Origin of the sequence: Reichenbachiella carrageenanivorans (assembly GCF_025639805.1) — a bacterium.
GTDB lineage: Bacteria > Bacteroidota > Bacteroidia > Cytophagales > Cyclobacteriaceae > Reichenbachiella > Reichenbachiella carrageenanivorans.
In genome coordinates this window covers 4798237-4812735 of the sequence record NZ_CP106735.1, presented here as the reverse complement: position 1 = coordinate 4812735, position 14499 = coordinate 4798237, and the positions used below count along the sequence as shown (strand labels likewise).

The following is a 14499-nucleotide window of genomic DNA, read 5'->3' as shown; positions in this document are numbered from 1 at the left end:
TGCGTATGGTGCGTGTGCGTGTCGTTTGATAATACAGCCAAAGTAGTGAAAATCTGCCGAACCTACTAGCGAATCGGTGAGAGCTGCGTTCCGCCGATCTTCCGGTGCGGCGAACTGACTTCACTATAAGCAGAGAAGTAATTGCCACGGCAGATGCACGGGCTTGTTCCGCCGAAGCTGGCTAAATGCTCAGTTCGCACATGCATCTATACGCCATGTTAGGCTCAGTTTATCCTTTCTCGTCGTTCGTACTTGTCATTCATTGTTAGACAGTGCACAGCAATTACTAATCTTATCCTAACGTCTGAAAGTTCAAAAGATTGATGCTTGGTTACTATTGAAATCATTGCAGGAGAGATATCACCTGCTTCTACAAAGGATTCATAGTAATTATTGATCACAGGGTATTCTCGGCTAAGTTCCTTTAGAAAGTCAACGTACTTGCTCTGATAATTGAGACCTATATCCTTGTACTTCACTCGGCTATTCGACTGAACATCAAATGTACTTAGTTCACCAAATCCCCACAGTTCTTGAAATGTTGACGATGAAATATTATCATAGAGTTCGGTCGTTTGTTTTGGGTATGATATGTTCAACTTAATATTATTGTTCCTGATCGATTCTTTAAGCTTATTCAGATAGAGGTCATAACAGTTGTCAATTGATGTTGATGATGTCAGACAGATTTGACTTTCAAAGAAGTCCATAATTGTTGTAAGATCTGTGATTTCTTCTGGCGTAAAATTGTGGTTGATTGTAGGGTTGTTCAATAATGAATTCGTTCGTGAGCTCGAACAACTGAATGTACAAATTGATAATACGAGAAGGAGGATTTTGTTCATGCCGCAATTGAGCCTAACGACCAGCTATGATGAGTGGGGATTAGAAAGCATTAACCGCTCGACTCGCACATAGCCACGCCTACGCGGCTCGGCCTTGATTTAAATTTAAGACTTGTGGCGGACTTTCCAATCCCCACCAAAGTATCCTGACCGATAAAACCCCATTCATTCATAGCATTTGTTAGCGATATTTTTCAAGGAAATCAGTGCCATTTCTAAGTAGTTTTTTAAGGTTATCTTTGATTTGTTCATTTCTACTCTGTCCAATCTTAGATTTTATCTCTCCGAGGTTGGGGTAGTTAAGATAGAGGTCAATTAGCAACTTTTCTTCCTTGCTGTTTGATATTTTCTTGTCAAAACCGTAATAGTCGATTTCTTTCAACCAAATGCAGAGACCTTGAATACTATTAGTTTGTTCAAAAAAAGCAGATACCAGTCCTTCATAATGAGCTTTTAGTTTGTCGTATGATTCATTAGATTTTTTTTGACTTGAATAACCTAAGTACCAATCTCCAATTGTAGATTCAGAGGGAAAGCCATAATGTGTATCAATATAAACAGTAGAGAAGGGGGCGAATTTTCTCTCAATTTTTCCAACTTTATCAGTTAACCTATTTAGAAAATCATTTATCACTGGAACGTCTATACCGAAAATTAGAACTGTTGTTTTCTTTGTTGAGGGTTGTAATTTTATGTACTGCGTGAAATGGTTGCCTTCTTTAAGAAATATACCCGATTCAAAGCTGTCAAATCTAACATCATAGCTATACCATTCGTAACCAGGTGTTTGTAAATCAGCCTGTGATTTCCAATTTCTGTTCTTTCTCCATTCTTTTGTCATCAATTCAGCATTCCACATTACGCCTTTTGGGGTGTAATATTGAAATCCATTATGCTCAAAGAATGGAGCTACTAATTCAATAAAAGTCTCATATGAATTTGACATTAAGTATTTTCAGTATTTCTTCTTGCCTAATTATCGCTAACCTTTAGCTTTCCTGTCTATAATTAATCAAAGAAATAAAGGTTTTACTTTTAATAGTAAAAGAAAGCAAGCCAGAACTACGCGCTAACCAAGTTACCCAGACTTATCGGGCGATTCAGGGCTTGCTTTCCATTGTTAAATGTTCAGATAGATATTCAGGGATCCCGATCCGTCGAGATGCCCTAACATCAAGGTTTTGAACTTAATATTGAAATTATGGAAAATACCACCCCTAAACAAATCTTCTACCCACATATCGTGGGTATAGACATTAGCAAAATGAGTATTGATGTGGCTTTGATTAACAGCTCATCGATGAAGTGCAACAATGGCTTGTTTAGTAATGATAGCGAAGGCTTCCAGAAAATGAAAAGATGGCTTAAACAACATGGCAATGACTGTGGTGAGGACATCCTTTTCTGCATGGAACATACCGGTATCTATACCAGAAACATTGTCAAGTATTTGCTCAAAAGAGGATGCAAAGTTTGGCTGGAATCCTCCCTGCACATCAAAAGAAGTATGGGACTAATCAGGGGTAAGTCAGACAAAATCGACGCTGAAAGAATTGCCAATTTTGCTTTTGATCATCAACGTGATGCCAAACTGGTCAAACTCTCACATCCTACCTTAAACCGCCTCAAAGATCTAATGAAAACCAGAATGAGGCTTCAAAAAAGTTTACACAGTCAGCAAATTGCTGTAGATGAGTTGACCAAAGTAGACCCAAAAGCAGGACGTGAAATCGAAAGAATCAGTAGGTCAGCTATCAGTGGGTTAAAAAAATCTTTAGATAAAGTTGAAGCCAAAATGGACGAATTGATTCAGATAGATAAACACTTAAAGGCCCTCTACGAATTGGTCACTTCGGTGAAAAGTGTAGGCAAGGTTTTGGCCGTGGATCTGATCGTTTATACAGAAGGATTTACTCGCATGTTGGACAACCGAAAGCTGGCTTGTTATTGCGGTGTAGCTCCTTTCGAATACAGTAGTGGAACCAGCATATTTGCCAGTCCAGGCACATCAAGTTTTGCCAACAAACAACTCAAATTTCATCTACACATGTGTGCGATGAATGCCATCAAATGTCACAAAGAACTTCGAGGATATTACCTTCGGAAAACCGAAGAAGGGAAAAGTAAAATGAGTGCACTCAATGCAGTGAGAAACAAACTACTCCATAGAGTAGTCGCCGTAGTAAAAAGAGGAACTCCTTATCAAGAGAAATTGGATTAAAAAAAGACCAATACGCTTGTTTTTACCATAGATATCGCCTGTGTAGGACGATGTGCCCTCACGGCTTGATTAAAGCAGAAAGATAGCCGATCCGCGCACAACCACAAAAGTCTGTTTAGCCATTACGTTTGATTTAGACCGCCAAGGAAACCACGAATGCGTTATCGGTATTCTAGAGATTCCGCGAGGAGCGGTGGTGCTGATTCTGGCATTGGTTCGGAAAGCTCGCAAGGGCATTCGTGCCTACACCATGTTGTATGCCGTCTTTTTTGATTGAGTTGCCATTTTCTCCTTAACTATGCTATAAAGTTCTTTGCGATAAGGGAATTTTAGATGCTTTTTAGGTCGCATGTTCCACAAGTCGAATTCTTCGTTCGTGGTTAGATAAACGTTATGAAAAAGCAAATCGTCATCGTTCACATCACCCATATTGAATTCACTAGTTAGTTTGGTTGGGCCAGCTCGATTGCCACGGATATAGATGCCGAATTTTTTAATTTCTTTAAGGTTAAGTCTCTTGGTTCGAAATAAGTTTTTGGTCTCAATAAAGTCTGTTCCGAAACGAACCTTATAGGATTTGAGGAAAATTATTACAAAAGGAAGAAGAGAAGCAGGAATTAGCATTATCAGAATTACCCAAATGTTGGGCAATAAGTACATAATGAACAAGGAAAAGGCTGTTAGCAGTCCAGCGTAGAATATTATCATCCATGCAGATCCTTTGATGAAGCGAGTTCGGAATTCTTGATATTCTGTGTTCATAGGATTATCGCTCATGGCATACAACGATCAGATAAGCTCAGTGAGCACATCCTTTTAAATTGATTCTATATTTACTGTTTCGCACTGAAATTTCCTTATAGCTCAGTTTGCTTCATTGAGCTTATCATTTGTTAGCGGTATTCTTATGTAGCTTTTTGGTCTTCTTCACATCGATTCCTGTTAGGCGACTTTCCAGAATTTTGTTAGCCAATTTACTTGATATGAATATATCTATTCCTGTTCTCTTTGAAGTTACTACATCAATATTTATAGAATTGTCAATAACTATTTTCTTAGCCTTAATACTTGTTTTTGGTAAAAGACTGTTTGGGGATTGATTCTTTAGTTCTTCCCTATATTTCTGGTAATGCTCTTCACTGTCAAAAGTTATATCTTTTTTGTTTTTTCCAATGAGCCCTTCTTGGGTATAGAAGATAGATTGTTCATAAATAACCCTATCGCTCAAATCATTTTTTAAGTGGAGAACAAAATACTTCATCGTCTCGGATTTATGATTTAAGTAAACTGGAAAAAACCAATGGTTACCTAACTCGAAATCCTCAAGGATATTCTTAAATTTTTCTGAAATAATCAGGCTAAATGTTCCTAAGACTCCATTACTAACTAAATCAGTGAATTTTGAACTGCCATACAAATTAAAAACTCCGAAATCTGGGGCGGTATCTGTAGGTGTCGAATAAAACGTGAATTGATTGTACATCGATTTAGGATCTTTTATATCCCAGTTGCCACCAGTAATATCTTTTATTTGAGGATAATTAGGTCCAGTTTCTTCGGTGTCACATGCAGCTTTTAATGAATAGAACTCCTGTGAATCTGCCAATTCATCAAAATATGATTCTTCTTTCTTTTGAGCATTAATTGCAATTCGATCTAAAGGGTGCATATGATTGTTCTTTTACCGCTAACGACTCTGTATGAATCGTGCGTTTTGGTGAAGATAATGTTTCGTCTACTAAATAGCCAACTCTGCGAAGTGGGCTATTACTTTTTTAATTTCTCAATAGGCCAATTCGCAGAATTGGCGGGGCTTCCATAATGCAGAAAAGCATCTTCTTACACTGTCCAAGCATGATTTCATCACAGCATGTTATGGGTATTTTCAATTTCAAAATCCGTTTCTTTTGATTCTTGGTCTAAAAACATTTACAAATTGGTTTAGCCAGTTCTTGTAAAAGTCCTTTATTTCTTCTCTGTTGGAGTCACTGAATACATCGTTAATTGATATTGCTATTTCTGCGTTAAAATCACCATCCCAGTTAAACCGTATTTGTTCACCAAGTTCCTTTCTAATATCCTCTTTAGAATCTTCTAAAGAATCCAAAATTGCCTTTCCTTCAGCATCTCCTGAAACTCTGAAATAGACACCAACCTTTTGTTGGCTTTTGGAGAAGTAGGCACTTATCCATGCTTTTTTTGATTGTGCTGGATATACGTAAAGGTTCGTTCCTTTTGCAGGATTCGGCATTGGTTGCCCTGGATCGTCAAATGATAACTGCGATATCAACTCGTTCCAGAACTTAATGTAGAAATTCCGCTCTATTTCCTTTTTAGAGTCAATTACAACAGGATCTGTTGATCTGTCATCAAAATCATCATTTTGTGCCAATATTAGCCCTTTGGGTATTTCAACTGTCAACTTTGAAAGTTCGATAGTTTTTACCAAGGTTTTTGGTAAAATCAACGTACCTAAACCCTTAGCCTTAAAAATACTGAGTTCGACCATCGCAAATGTGAAATTCAAATGACCAGCGTTCGAGAGAAATTCAGCAATACCTTTTGCGCCTTCACGTACACCATCTCCAGCTATAAGAAGCAAAAATTTCCCTCTTGATAAATTTCGACTCACTGAATCAATAAAATCGGGTTCAGATGGAGTCAAATTTGGGTCTTTAGATTTTGCCAATTCATAAAGAGTATTGCCTTTTGTGCCTAATTTTCGGTTTATTTCTCTTTGAAGGTCTTCGTAAGACCAGTTGGAAAGTTCCTTAGCATAATCCAGAACTTGGGCTACAACTTTCCGTCTGGCTTCTGGGTTTCTCCACAGCTTCGTTTCTACAATTGTTATCTCACCGTTGGGAGATACTAAGAGTACATCCAAGGGGCCAACAGGAGTGTTAAGTTCCGTACATACAGGAATGACAGGATTATAGGATTCGTCAATATCACTTATTGGAAGGCAGTCGGGCTCTTCGAAGATCAAGGTTTGAATTGACAGTTCATCAATTGCAGCTTCTTTTTCTAATGGAACTCTTTCGTTCTGATTATTGATAAGGAATGGAGTTCCATAAGCAGTTTTCTTCATATTACAATTCTGTTACCCATAACGCCTGTGTATAGATCGTGCGTTTTGGTGAAGATAATGCTTCGGATTCAAAATAGCCAAATCTCTGATTTGGTCTATACAATTTTTGATTCAAATAGATCACATCTGAGATATGGCGGTGCTTCCAGAAAGCAGAAAAACTCACTCAACAATCTACATAGCATGACTCTTATACACCATGTTATCTTCCTTTTTTTAGATTATGCTTAATTAAATAATATATTGCGATGAGAAACCTGATTAACCTAATGGAAGCAGAAAAGTTCACATTCAAATACAGGGGTGATTTAGAATATATTGATTTTGATACCCTGTATACCAGCCAATTACATTTTGCTGAGTTCATACGTGAAGTTAAGAACAGCTTAGCTCCAGACTATGACCTTAAAATAAAACTACGAGCATTACCACCTGCTAGCTTTCCAATTGAACTGTTTATAGATTTTAAACAGGTAACAAATTTGATTACCTCAGGGCAAGATATTCTAAATAATGTAGGAGGTATTGCTGGGTCTGTTGTGGTAATTATAGAGCTCTATAAGCATCTAAAAGGGAAGAAATCTTCTAAAGAGGAGATAGGAGAAAATAATACAACTAATATTTATAACGTTAAAGGTGATGTTTTTGTGATTGATAGTTCTATTTATAGCGCAATTAAAAGCAATCCTAACATACAGTCTGAGTTGAAAAATGTATTTGACAAAGTAGATAAAGATGATGATGTTGAAAGTATTCAGTTATTAGATAGTTCGAATGAGGAGTTATCTTCTATACTAAAAAATGAGTTTGAGTATTTCGACGTGAAAGACAATTTGTTTGAGGATACGGAAGGGATTGAAAGAGAAAAGTATAAACTTATCGAATTTGCTAACTTGAATATATTCAAAGTGGTCTTTTCAAAAGGGTTTAAGTGGCAATTTTATTACAAGGGGATTAAGATTAATGCTGAAATAGAGGATAATGACTACTTGATAAAAGTCGTTAAAGGCAGTATGAGTTTCTCTAATGGGGATATTCTTGTTTGTGACTTAGCCATAAAACAAGTATACAATGAGTTTGCAGGGACGTACGAAAACAAGGAATACAAAGTCACTAAAGTTCATAAAAGAATACTCCGAGCCGAGCAATTAAATTTAGAAGATTAGTGGAAGATAACGTCCGCGTATGGCGATGTGCCCACACGGTTTGATAAAGCACTAAAGTAGCCGAATCGCGACAAACTACAAAAGTCTATTTAGCCATTCCTGTTGATCGAGACAGCTTGAGTCACGAATGACCATTCCTCGGTATTCTATTGATTCCTGAGCGGCGCGGCGGTGCTGTTTCCCGCACACCATTGGTCACGCAGCATGGGCATTCGCTATCACGCTATGTTAGAGCCCGTTTATTTTCGTCTTGCTTATTCGTTCGTTGGAGTTTAACCGTGCCAGATTCTGTAGTTGACCACCTTGCCTTCTTCAAGTTCCAATACTAATGATCCAGTGTCTATCCAATGTCTTGACATTCCCAGATAGTATCTTAGTTCAGAATTGCTCCTACCCGAGGGTTGACCAAGAAGTTCAATTACCTGTTCGCTTGACATTCCAATGAGTTCGAAGTTCGTGGTTAGGCTATGAGTCATGTCCCATCTTAAAGAGGCGCTTGCTTCCGTATCTTCCCAGTTCTTCCAAAGTTCGGAGTTGAATTCGGTTCTGTTCTTGAAGTTCTCAATTTCAGGACTAAATACGAAGTATGCAACATATCCAAGGTAACCGATGATACCAATAGAAAATAAAACGGCTAAAAGTTTGATTATCCTCATGACCTTACGAGTTGCTCTGATGGGCTCTAACGTTTAGTATATGGCAAGTAGGGCAGTAGAAAGCGATAATCTTTCAAGTTTGCACTGAGCCAAATCGTTGTATTTTGTTTTTATCTTATTCATTTTAAAAGCCAAATCAACGATTTGGCGGTGTTTGTAAATAGTACTGAACTTTCGTAAGCCACTAGGCTCCCTATTTGCTATATACCGTGTTAGGTGCTTTTTAATTCTATATAATATTCGAACCAACTACCTCCATGATGGTCTCGTGTTCTGATTCCTATTTTATGTTTTTCATTTTCCCAATGAGTCCAAATACCCCACTCACCAATTTCATCACTATCAGGGTTTCCTAAATATTTTTTTAGCTGAGATATCAAGTCTAATGCTTCTTTTTCATCTTTGACACTTCCTTTGAGATAATCAAGGGTCTTGTTTTCAAACGGTGAGTAGGTAGCTGTAAGTTTTATTTTTAATCCTTTAGCAATTTCAACAACTCCAAAACTCATAGATAGATAATTTCCTGTTATATTATGAGATTCTGATTTTGGGATTAAGTCGGTAAGCAGACTGTCCCAATGTATATGAGTTCCGTTTTGAAGCTCAATTCCTTCTTTAATGTCATTGAATATTTCCTCTCTCATTAATGAATTTTAGGGTCTGTTTTTTTTATTAAAAGCCATTATTGCATTATGTGCAATTTTTCCGATTTCACCCGAGGTGTGTCGGTCTTTATATTTGGATTGAGAATAATATTGAATATCACGAGCTAGCTCTTTTAAAAAATCATGTCCTGATTTTCTATAGCTCTCAGATTCTTCTTTATTCAACTTTATTAGCATTGAGAATCCGAATGCTGATACATTACAGTTCACATCAATGTAAAAGTCTATTCCATCCTCAAGGAAAAACCAAAATCTATCTTCTTTATCAGTGACTATCATAATTCGTAATTGCACCTAACGACCATGTATGTGTCGTGCGATTCGTAATTGATGTAGACGAAGCTAGTGATTTTTACTTTGTCAGCCCAACAGCAGACCTTCAAAGACAGCCTGACTGATTCTACTCTAACGAGAATGCAGCTCGTCTTGGCTGGCTAGTGGAGCAAGTAAAAATCACATGCTATACATCAGCTGTTTACCAGAAACCACTGGTGATCCGTCTGTGCGCATGACAGCATACAACATGTTGTCTTTTCGTTATTTTTTCGTTCCGTTCCGGGATGTTCGATAGTGCTCGATACTTTTTTCTTGATAAAAAAGTAACCAAAAAATCAAGGCTGTGGATCATTTAGCTAAAATTCGCTGCCTTCCGCTGAAAAGAAACAAACTCGACCGACCCTTCGCTCGTCCAACCCTTCGGCCTCAAACAGTGTTTCTTTTTTAACCGCTCCTGTCAGTGAATTTCTTAACGCTAAATCCTCCAATGCCGAAAAAAAAAGGTGCTGATTTTGGCCAGAGGAATGGTTTTCAGCCTGCAGCTTCACTATTTTCATTGCTTCCGCCCCTGCGCTACCTACTTAAGCAAGCTTCCTGCGTTCCCAACGTTTAAGCATGAAACCGTTCACCTACTGGCTGAAAACAATCGAATTCCCTCAAAAGTCCCCGTTTTCTTTGGCTCTGCGTATAGTTATGATTTTTAGAAAGGCAATGAAAGACAACGCCACTGTATCAATCGTGGCGTGTGATTTAGTTTAAGTTTCGGCTACAAGATAGCCAAATCTCTGATTTGGGCCGGGACGCGCAGTCTATCCCTTTTATTAATTCCATAGAGCTAATCTGAGATATGGCGGGGTTTCCAGAACGCTGAGAGCTTTCTTTCACAGCTGAACCGCCATGATTTGATACAGAATGTTACCACACGTTATTCAATTTTACATTTAAAGATTATTTTTTCTAGAGATCCTTTTTGAGCGTCAGTTAATTTCCCTTTTCGTTTACAGCTCTCATTTAGTGATTTCACAAAAGTTGTATCAAACCAAGTATTCTGATCTGCCCATTTCAAGACAAGATTAATTCTGGAGAATTGTGTGTTCGCTTCGCCACTCGTAAAGTCTAGCAGCTTCTGATTTATCCTTTCCCTTATAGTTTCTTGCTTAGTTGAGAGTTTTCTTTTCCGAATTGTGTCAGAATAAAACTTGTACTCAAATTCAGAAACTACTTTTTTGCTAAACAAAAATTCCAATACTTCTGAGCTCATTGATTTGGTCAAATCTTCCTTTAGCCTCTTTATAGAAGTGAAAATCTTATTCCCGTCTTCAATACCTAGAAATTTGTTTACGCAACAGTTACCAACTTCTGTTGTGTTGTTATTCTCGGAATTATTAAGAACACAGATGTTTTTTATTGGATAATGTCCGCAAAGGCAGGATTGAAGCTCTTCACTAGAGTATGCATATTCAAAAGTCCATTCGTTTTTAGCCTGATTCCAAATTTTGGATTCACTAAGTTTTAGAATTTCCTCAGTTAATTTGAATTGCATACTTAGTAATTATCGCATGGGTGGTAACGACCAGCTATGATGAGTGGGGATTAGAAAGCACTAACCTCTCCTCTCGCACATAGCCACGCCTTGATTTAAATTTAATACTTGTGGCGGACTTTCCAATCCCCACGAATATTTCTTGACCGATGAAACCCCATTCATTCATAGCAATTGTTATGTGGCTTTGTTTTCGTTATACGTCTTGATTAATGCTTCTATTAGTTCATGGACATATTGAAGTTCAAATTCAGGCCCGGGAAATACGTGGTTGGACGAGTCAATTTTGTTAAGTCTGACTGTTCGCAAGCTGCTCACATAGGTTAAGCGTAACTTGGCCTCTGGGTCATCCCATCCAAGAGGGATTTCCAAATATTTGTTACCAGTTGAATCCGTTTTGGGTTCCATATTTCTTTTTTAGTTCTCGGTTCAATTTTTTGAGTTCCTTATCATCCATAGCAGCATATTTATTGAGTTCAGTAACCGCTTCTGTCAAAATTTGGAGTTTTTCACTACTCTCAAATGCTTCCTTTATCTTTCGCTTGTAGCCTGAATGAATTGAAATGATTTCTTTCGTGATGAATTCATATTCCGTTCCAATTTGTTTTTTCAAGTCTGTTTTTTTGACTTCAAATTTCTTGATTTCTGATTCAACTAAATTCAAGCTATCTAAGGCATTTGTAAACTCGTTATCGGTAAAGAATTGATATGAAATATTTTGAGTATACCCGTCAATAGTTATGGATTTGGTTAGACCGTTATCGTAGGTTGAGGTTTGTATTTCTCTGAAATCGGTCTCCTGATTGTTTTCAAATATTCTGATTTTTTCTTTTTCGATGAATTCCGTCTCCTTGTTGTAGACGTAAAACTTACTATGGTAGCTGAAACCTCTTCTGTAATCAATGGCCTTAATGAAACCGTCTTCATAATATTTGACATTTTTTGTCCATGTCTGTTCCTCCTGATAACCTCTCATAACGTGTTCAGTGATGAAGTTAATCCAGCCATTGGTATAAGTGCCATAGATGAACTTTTTGGTTAGAAGTTTATTGTTGTAAACATCTACCTGCTCCAGAAATCCATCCGTGTATTTGTATTCTTTGTTGATGTAAAGGTTTTCCTTTCTGTAACCGAGAACTTCAGCTAGGGTGTCGCCATAGTAATAGAATTTATCCTCCCCGAAAAAGGACTTGTCAGAATTGGCAAGGACAATCCGCTGAGTTTTGCCATCTGGTCGAATATGAAGGTTGACAATATCACCACGTTCCACGATAATCAGCTTCACCTTATTATCAGTCAGTTGATTTTCATACAGGTAGTAGTTCCATAGTTCTTCGTTCAATTGTGCGAAAGAAGCAGTCCATGAGATTAGTCCAAAAATTACGATTAGCTTTTTCATTGGCGAGTTTGCAGTAATGCCACATAACGCCACTGTATCAATCGTGGCGTGTGATTTAGTTTAAGTTTCGGCTACAAGATAGCCAAATCTCTGATTTGGGCCGGGACGCGCAGTCTATCCCTTTTATTAATTCCATAGAGCTAATCTGAGATATGGCGGGGTTTCCAGAACGCTGAGAGCTTTCTTTCACAGCTGAACCGCCATGATTTGATACAGAATGTTACCACACGTTATTCAATTTTACATTTAAAGATTATTTTTTCTAGAGATCCTTTTTGAGCGTCAGTTAATTTCCCTTTTCGTTTACAGCTCTCATTTAGTGATTTCACAAAAGTTGTATCAAACCAAGTATTCTGATCTGCCCATTTCAAGACAAGATTAATTCTGGAGAATTGTGTGTTCGCTTCGCCACTCGTAAAGTCTAGCAGCTTCTGATTTATCCTTTCCCTTATAGTTTCTTGCTTAGTTGAGAGTTTTCTTTTCCGAATTGTGTCAGAATAAAACTTGTACTCAAATTCAGAAACTACTTTTTTGCTAAACAAAAATTCCAATACTTCTGAGCTCATTGATTTGGTCAAATCTTCCTTTAGCCTCTTTATAGAAGTGAAAATCTTATTCCCGTCTTCAATACCTAGAAATTTGTTTACGCAACAGTTACCAACTTCTGTTGTGTTGTTATTCTCGGAATTATTAAGAACACAGATGTTTTTTATTGGATAATGTCCGCAAAGGCAGGATTGAAGCTCTTCACTAGAGTATGCATATTCAAAAGTCCATTCGTTTTTAGCCTGATTCCAAATTTTGGATTCACTAAGTTTTAGAATTTCCTCAGTTAATTTGAATTGCATACTTAGTAATTATCGCATGGGTGGTAACATCCGGATATCACACACTAGTGGTTGATATATCCATTGTGTTTTTATCCAAATCTAGTGGATTAATTATTTGTTTGAAACTCGAATTGGCTACGTGCGTGTAAATTTCTGTGGTTTTTGTGGAGTTGTGACCCAGCAAGAGCTGAATGTAGCGGATGTCCGTGCCCGCCTCGAGCAGGTGAGTGGCAAACGAATGGCGAAGTACATGAGGGGTCACTCGCCATCTTATCTTGGCCTTTTTGGCCGCTCTGGTCACTATTTTTGCTATACTCGTGCCACTATATTTCCCCCCTGCAGAGCCTTCGAATAGGTAAGTATTCGGCTGGTAGGTGCGGTAGTACGCCCTCAGGTCTTGTAGTGTATTTTGACTGAGTAGCGTGTACCGGTCTTTTCCACCTTTGCCATTTGTTACTTTTATCATGCCTCGCTGGCTTTCTATGTCTTCTATTTTGAGGTCGAGTAGCTCCCCGCGCCTGAGTCCTGCTGAGTAGAGTAGACTAATGATGCACCGATGTTTGAGGTTGGGCGTGGTGGCTATCATTTGGAGTACTTCGCCTCTGCTGAGTACCTTGGGCAAACTTTCCTTCTTGATAGGACGCTCAATAGCATAAAATCGGTTAGGCATTTCTTTGACTACTTCATAGTAAAATTTAATGGCATTGATCGATTGATTGATATACGAATCGGACTTGCCTGCCTGCACGAGCGTTTGCAAATAAGCCTTGATTTTGAATTCGTGAATGTTGATTAGATCAGTCTCTTCTCGGTAGTAGTTGATGAATCTCTCAAATAGATGAATGTAGCTCCTAGCCGTATTTAAGGCATATTTTCTGATTTCTAGTTTTTGATAAAAGTCATCAGGACAGTGTCGCCAATTGCCTTTTACTGGTCTTTTCCTGAATTGATCCACAGACAAGGGAGTGCTGCTATGGCTCACTGGGCGGTTGAAAAAAAAGTAATGGCAATTGATTCCACACACATCTTTGAAGGTGTTGAAAATTCTCGTCAGATGCTGGCTGTTGTTTGGCAAAATAGCCATTTGATACCGTGTACTCCATTTGATACCAGGGAGCGATTTAACCATAGCCTGCAACACCTTGTCAGGGTAAAATTGAATGCCAATCATTTTCTTATTGGCGATAAGCAAATGCTTCAAAGTGATTTGTCGGTATTTGGTTTGTGAAGTCATAAGCAAATCACCTTGATGAAAAAACAATAGCCGTGTTTATAAACGTGTATTTCCGTTTAAACACGTATATTTATTAACAGACCAAAACCTACCTAATACATGGAAAACCAACATTGTAAATGTTGCGGAGCTGCCCTGACGGGGCGTTGGGACAAGCAGTACTGCGACGACCACTGCAGATCCACCTACCACAACCAGCACAAACGCAAACACGAACGGGTGATCGCGGCAGTCAACCGCCAGCTCAGAAAAAACAGAAACATCCTAAAGCAATTTTGCCCAGAAGGCAAGGCCACTGTACGTCGAGAGCGACTGCTCGATCTCGGGTTTTCATTCCAATACTTTTCGTCTATTTATCGAGAAGGAACGGTGCCTTATTATTTTTCATATGAGTATGGGTTTGCCCCAATAATGCAACCCTCCCGAACCGACGGCCAGCTCACCGCCAAAGTTTTGATCATTCAGTACCAAGATCATATGAAAGGGAAATTTGATCCATGGAAAAGCTGAGCTTTTTATGCTTGCTCGGCCATCAATTTCATGGGCTCTCTTTGGTGGACGACTGCTATTCACATT

15 protein-coding genes are annotated in these 14499 nt (G+C 38.3%); 3 read left to right on the top strand and 12 right to left on the bottom strand.

Annotated elements, in window-relative coordinates; all coding sequences use genetic code 11:
• Positions 1-224 precede the first annotated feature (224 nt).
• Positions 225-599, bottom strand: a complete 375-nt coding sequence (locus N7E81_RS19275) for a hypothetical protein (RefSeq protein WP_263051225.1) — start codon at positions 597-599, stop codon at positions 225-227.
• Positions 600-1026: 427 nt separating this feature from the next.
• Positions 1027-1791 carry a hypothetical protein gene (locus N7E81_RS19270; protein ID WP_263051224.1) on the bottom strand — a complete coding sequence of 255 codons (765 nt, stop codon included), beginning with the start codon at positions 1789-1791 and terminating at the stop codon, positions 1027-1029.
• Between the two features lie 255 nt (positions 1792-2046).
• Between N7E81_RS19270 and N7E81_RS19265 the strand changes: the two genes are divergently transcribed.
• Positions 2047-3066: an IS110 family RNA-guided transposase gene (locus tag N7E81_RS19265; protein WP_263050246.1), complete on the top strand. Its 1020-nt coding sequence runs from the start codon at positions 2047-2049 to the stop codon at positions 3064-3066.
• Positions 3067-3309: 243 nt separating this feature from the next.
• Here the strand turns inward: N7E81_RS19265 and N7E81_RS19260 are convergent, their stop codons facing one another.
• The 3 genes from N7E81_RS19260 to N7E81_RS19250 all read right to left on the bottom strand — a co-directional run bounded on the left by N7E81_RS19260 (position 3310) and on the right by N7E81_RS19250 (position 6154).
• Entirely contained in the window at positions 3310-3843 is a 534-nt protein-coding gene (locus N7E81_RS19260) for a hypothetical protein (protein ID WP_263051223.1), read from the bottom strand.
• 109 nt (positions 3844-3952) lie between these two features.
• On the bottom strand, positions 3953-4735 hold the full coding sequence (locus N7E81_RS19255) for a hypothetical protein (protein WP_263051222.1): 783 nt from the start codon (positions 4733-4735) through the stop codon (positions 3953-3955).
• Between the two features lie 222 nt (positions 4736-4957).
• Entirely contained in the window at positions 4958-6154 is a 1197-nt protein-coding gene (locus tag N7E81_RS19250) for a DUF4268 domain-containing protein (protein ID WP_263051221.1), read from the bottom strand.
• A gap of 269 nt (positions 6155-6423) precedes the next feature.
• Between N7E81_RS19250 and N7E81_RS19245 the strand changes: the two genes are divergently transcribed.
• On the top strand, positions 6424-7320 hold the full coding sequence (locus N7E81_RS19245) for a hypothetical protein (RefSeq protein ID WP_263049949.1): 897 nt from the start codon (positions 6424-6426) through the stop codon (positions 7318-7320).
• Between the two features lie 272 nt (positions 7321-7592).
• On the opposite strand, the gene N7E81_RS19240 is transcribed toward N7E81_RS19245, so the two are convergent.
• The 7 genes from N7E81_RS19240 to xerA form a co-directional block, all read right to left on the bottom strand.
• A complete protein-coding gene (locus N7E81_RS19240) occupies positions 7593-7976 on the bottom strand; it encodes a hypothetical protein (protein ID WP_143520027.1) in 384 nt (127 codons plus the stop codon).
• 212 nt (positions 7977-8188) lie between these two features.
• A complete protein-coding gene (locus tag N7E81_RS19235; RefSeq protein ID WP_263051220.1) occupies positions 8189-8620 on the bottom strand; it encodes a hypothetical protein in 432 nt (143 codons plus the stop codon).
• A gap of 9 nt (positions 8621-8629) precedes the next feature.
• Complete coding sequence (locus N7E81_RS19230) at positions 8630-8920, bottom strand: hypothetical protein (RefSeq protein ID WP_263051219.1); 291 nt, start codon at positions 8918-8920, stop codon at positions 8630-8632.
• 922 nt (positions 8921-9842) lie between these two features.
• Positions 9843-10460, bottom strand: a complete 618-nt coding sequence (locus N7E81_RS19225) for a hypothetical protein (protein WP_263050244.1) — start codon at positions 10458-10460, stop codon at positions 9843-9845.
• Positions 10461-10839: 379 nt separating this feature from the next.
• On the bottom strand, positions 10840-11859 hold the full coding sequence (locus N7E81_RS19220) for a hypothetical protein (RefSeq protein ID WP_263051218.1): 1020 nt from the start codon (positions 11857-11859) through the stop codon (positions 10840-10842).
• Positions 11860-12089: 230 nt separating this feature from the next.
• On the bottom strand, positions 12090-12707 hold the full coding sequence (locus N7E81_RS19215) for a hypothetical protein (RefSeq protein ID WP_263050244.1): 618 nt from the start codon (positions 12705-12707) through the stop codon (positions 12090-12092).
• Positions 12708-12744: 37 nt separating this feature from the next.
• Positions 12745-13923, bottom strand: coding sequence for a site-specific tyrosine recombinase/integron integrase (xerA, locus tag N7E81_RS19210; protein ID WP_263051217.1), 1179 nt, complete (start codon positions 13921-13923; stop codon positions 12745-12747).
• 99 nt (positions 13924-14022) lie between these two features.
• Between xerA and N7E81_RS19205 the strand changes: the two genes are divergently transcribed.
• Positions 14023-14433 carry a hypothetical protein gene (locus tag N7E81_RS19205; RefSeq protein WP_263051216.1) on the top strand — a complete coding sequence of 137 codons (411 nt, stop codon included), beginning with the start codon at positions 14023-14025 and terminating at the stop codon, positions 14431-14433.
• Positions 14434-14499: the final 66 nt, after the last annotated feature.

Coding starts and splice junctions, on each gene's coding strand:
- N7E81_RS19270 (WP_263051224.1), bottom strand. CDS start 1,791: ATGTCAAATTCATATGAGACTTTTATTGAATTAGTAGCTCCATTCTTT.
- N7E81_RS19265 (WP_263050246.1), top strand. CDS start 2,047: ATGGAAAATACCACCCCTAAACAAATCTTCTACCCACATATCGTGGGT.
- N7E81_RS19260 (WP_263051223.1), bottom strand. CDS start 3,843: ATGAGCGATAATCCTATGAACACAGAATATCAAGAATTCCGAACTCGC.
- N7E81_RS19255 (WP_263051222.1), bottom strand. CDS start 4,735: ATGCACCCTTTAGATCGAATTGCAATTAATGCTCAAAAGAAAGAAGAA.
- N7E81_RS19250 (WP_263051221.1), bottom strand. CDS start 6,154: ATGAAGAAAACTGCTTATGGAACTCCATTCCTTATCAATAATCAGAAC.
- N7E81_RS19245 (WP_263049949.1), top strand. CDS start 6,424: ATGGAAGCAGAAAAGTTCACATTCAAATACAGGGGTGATTTAGAATAT.
- N7E81_RS19240 (WP_143520027.1), bottom strand. CDS start 7,976: ATGAGGATAATCAAACTTTTAGCCGTTTTATTTTCTATTGGTATCATC.
- N7E81_RS19235 (WP_263051220.1), bottom strand. CDS start 8,620: ATGAGAGAGGAAATATTCAATGACATTAAAGAAGGAATTGAGCTTCAA.
- N7E81_RS19230 (WP_263051219.1), bottom strand. CDS start 8,920: ATGATAGTCACTGATAAAGAAGATAGATTTTGGTTTTTCCTTGAGGAT.
- N7E81_RS19225 (WP_263050244.1), bottom strand. CDS start 10,460: ATGCAATTCAAATTAACTGAGGAAATTCTAAAACTTAGTGAATCCAAA.
- N7E81_RS19220 (WP_263051218.1), bottom strand. CDS start 11,859: ATGAAAAAGCTAATCGTAATTTTTGGACTAATCTCATGGACTGCTTCT.
- N7E81_RS19215 (WP_263050244.1), bottom strand. CDS start 12,707: ATGCAATTCAAATTAACTGAGGAAATTCTAAAACTTAGTGAATCCAAA.
- xerA (WP_263051217.1), bottom strand. CDS start 13,923: ATGACTTCACAAACCAAATACCGACAAATCACTTTGAAGCATTTGCTT.
- N7E81_RS19205 (WP_263051216.1), top strand. CDS start 14,023: ATGGAAAACCAACATTGTAAATGTTGCGGAGCTGCCCTGACGGGGCGT.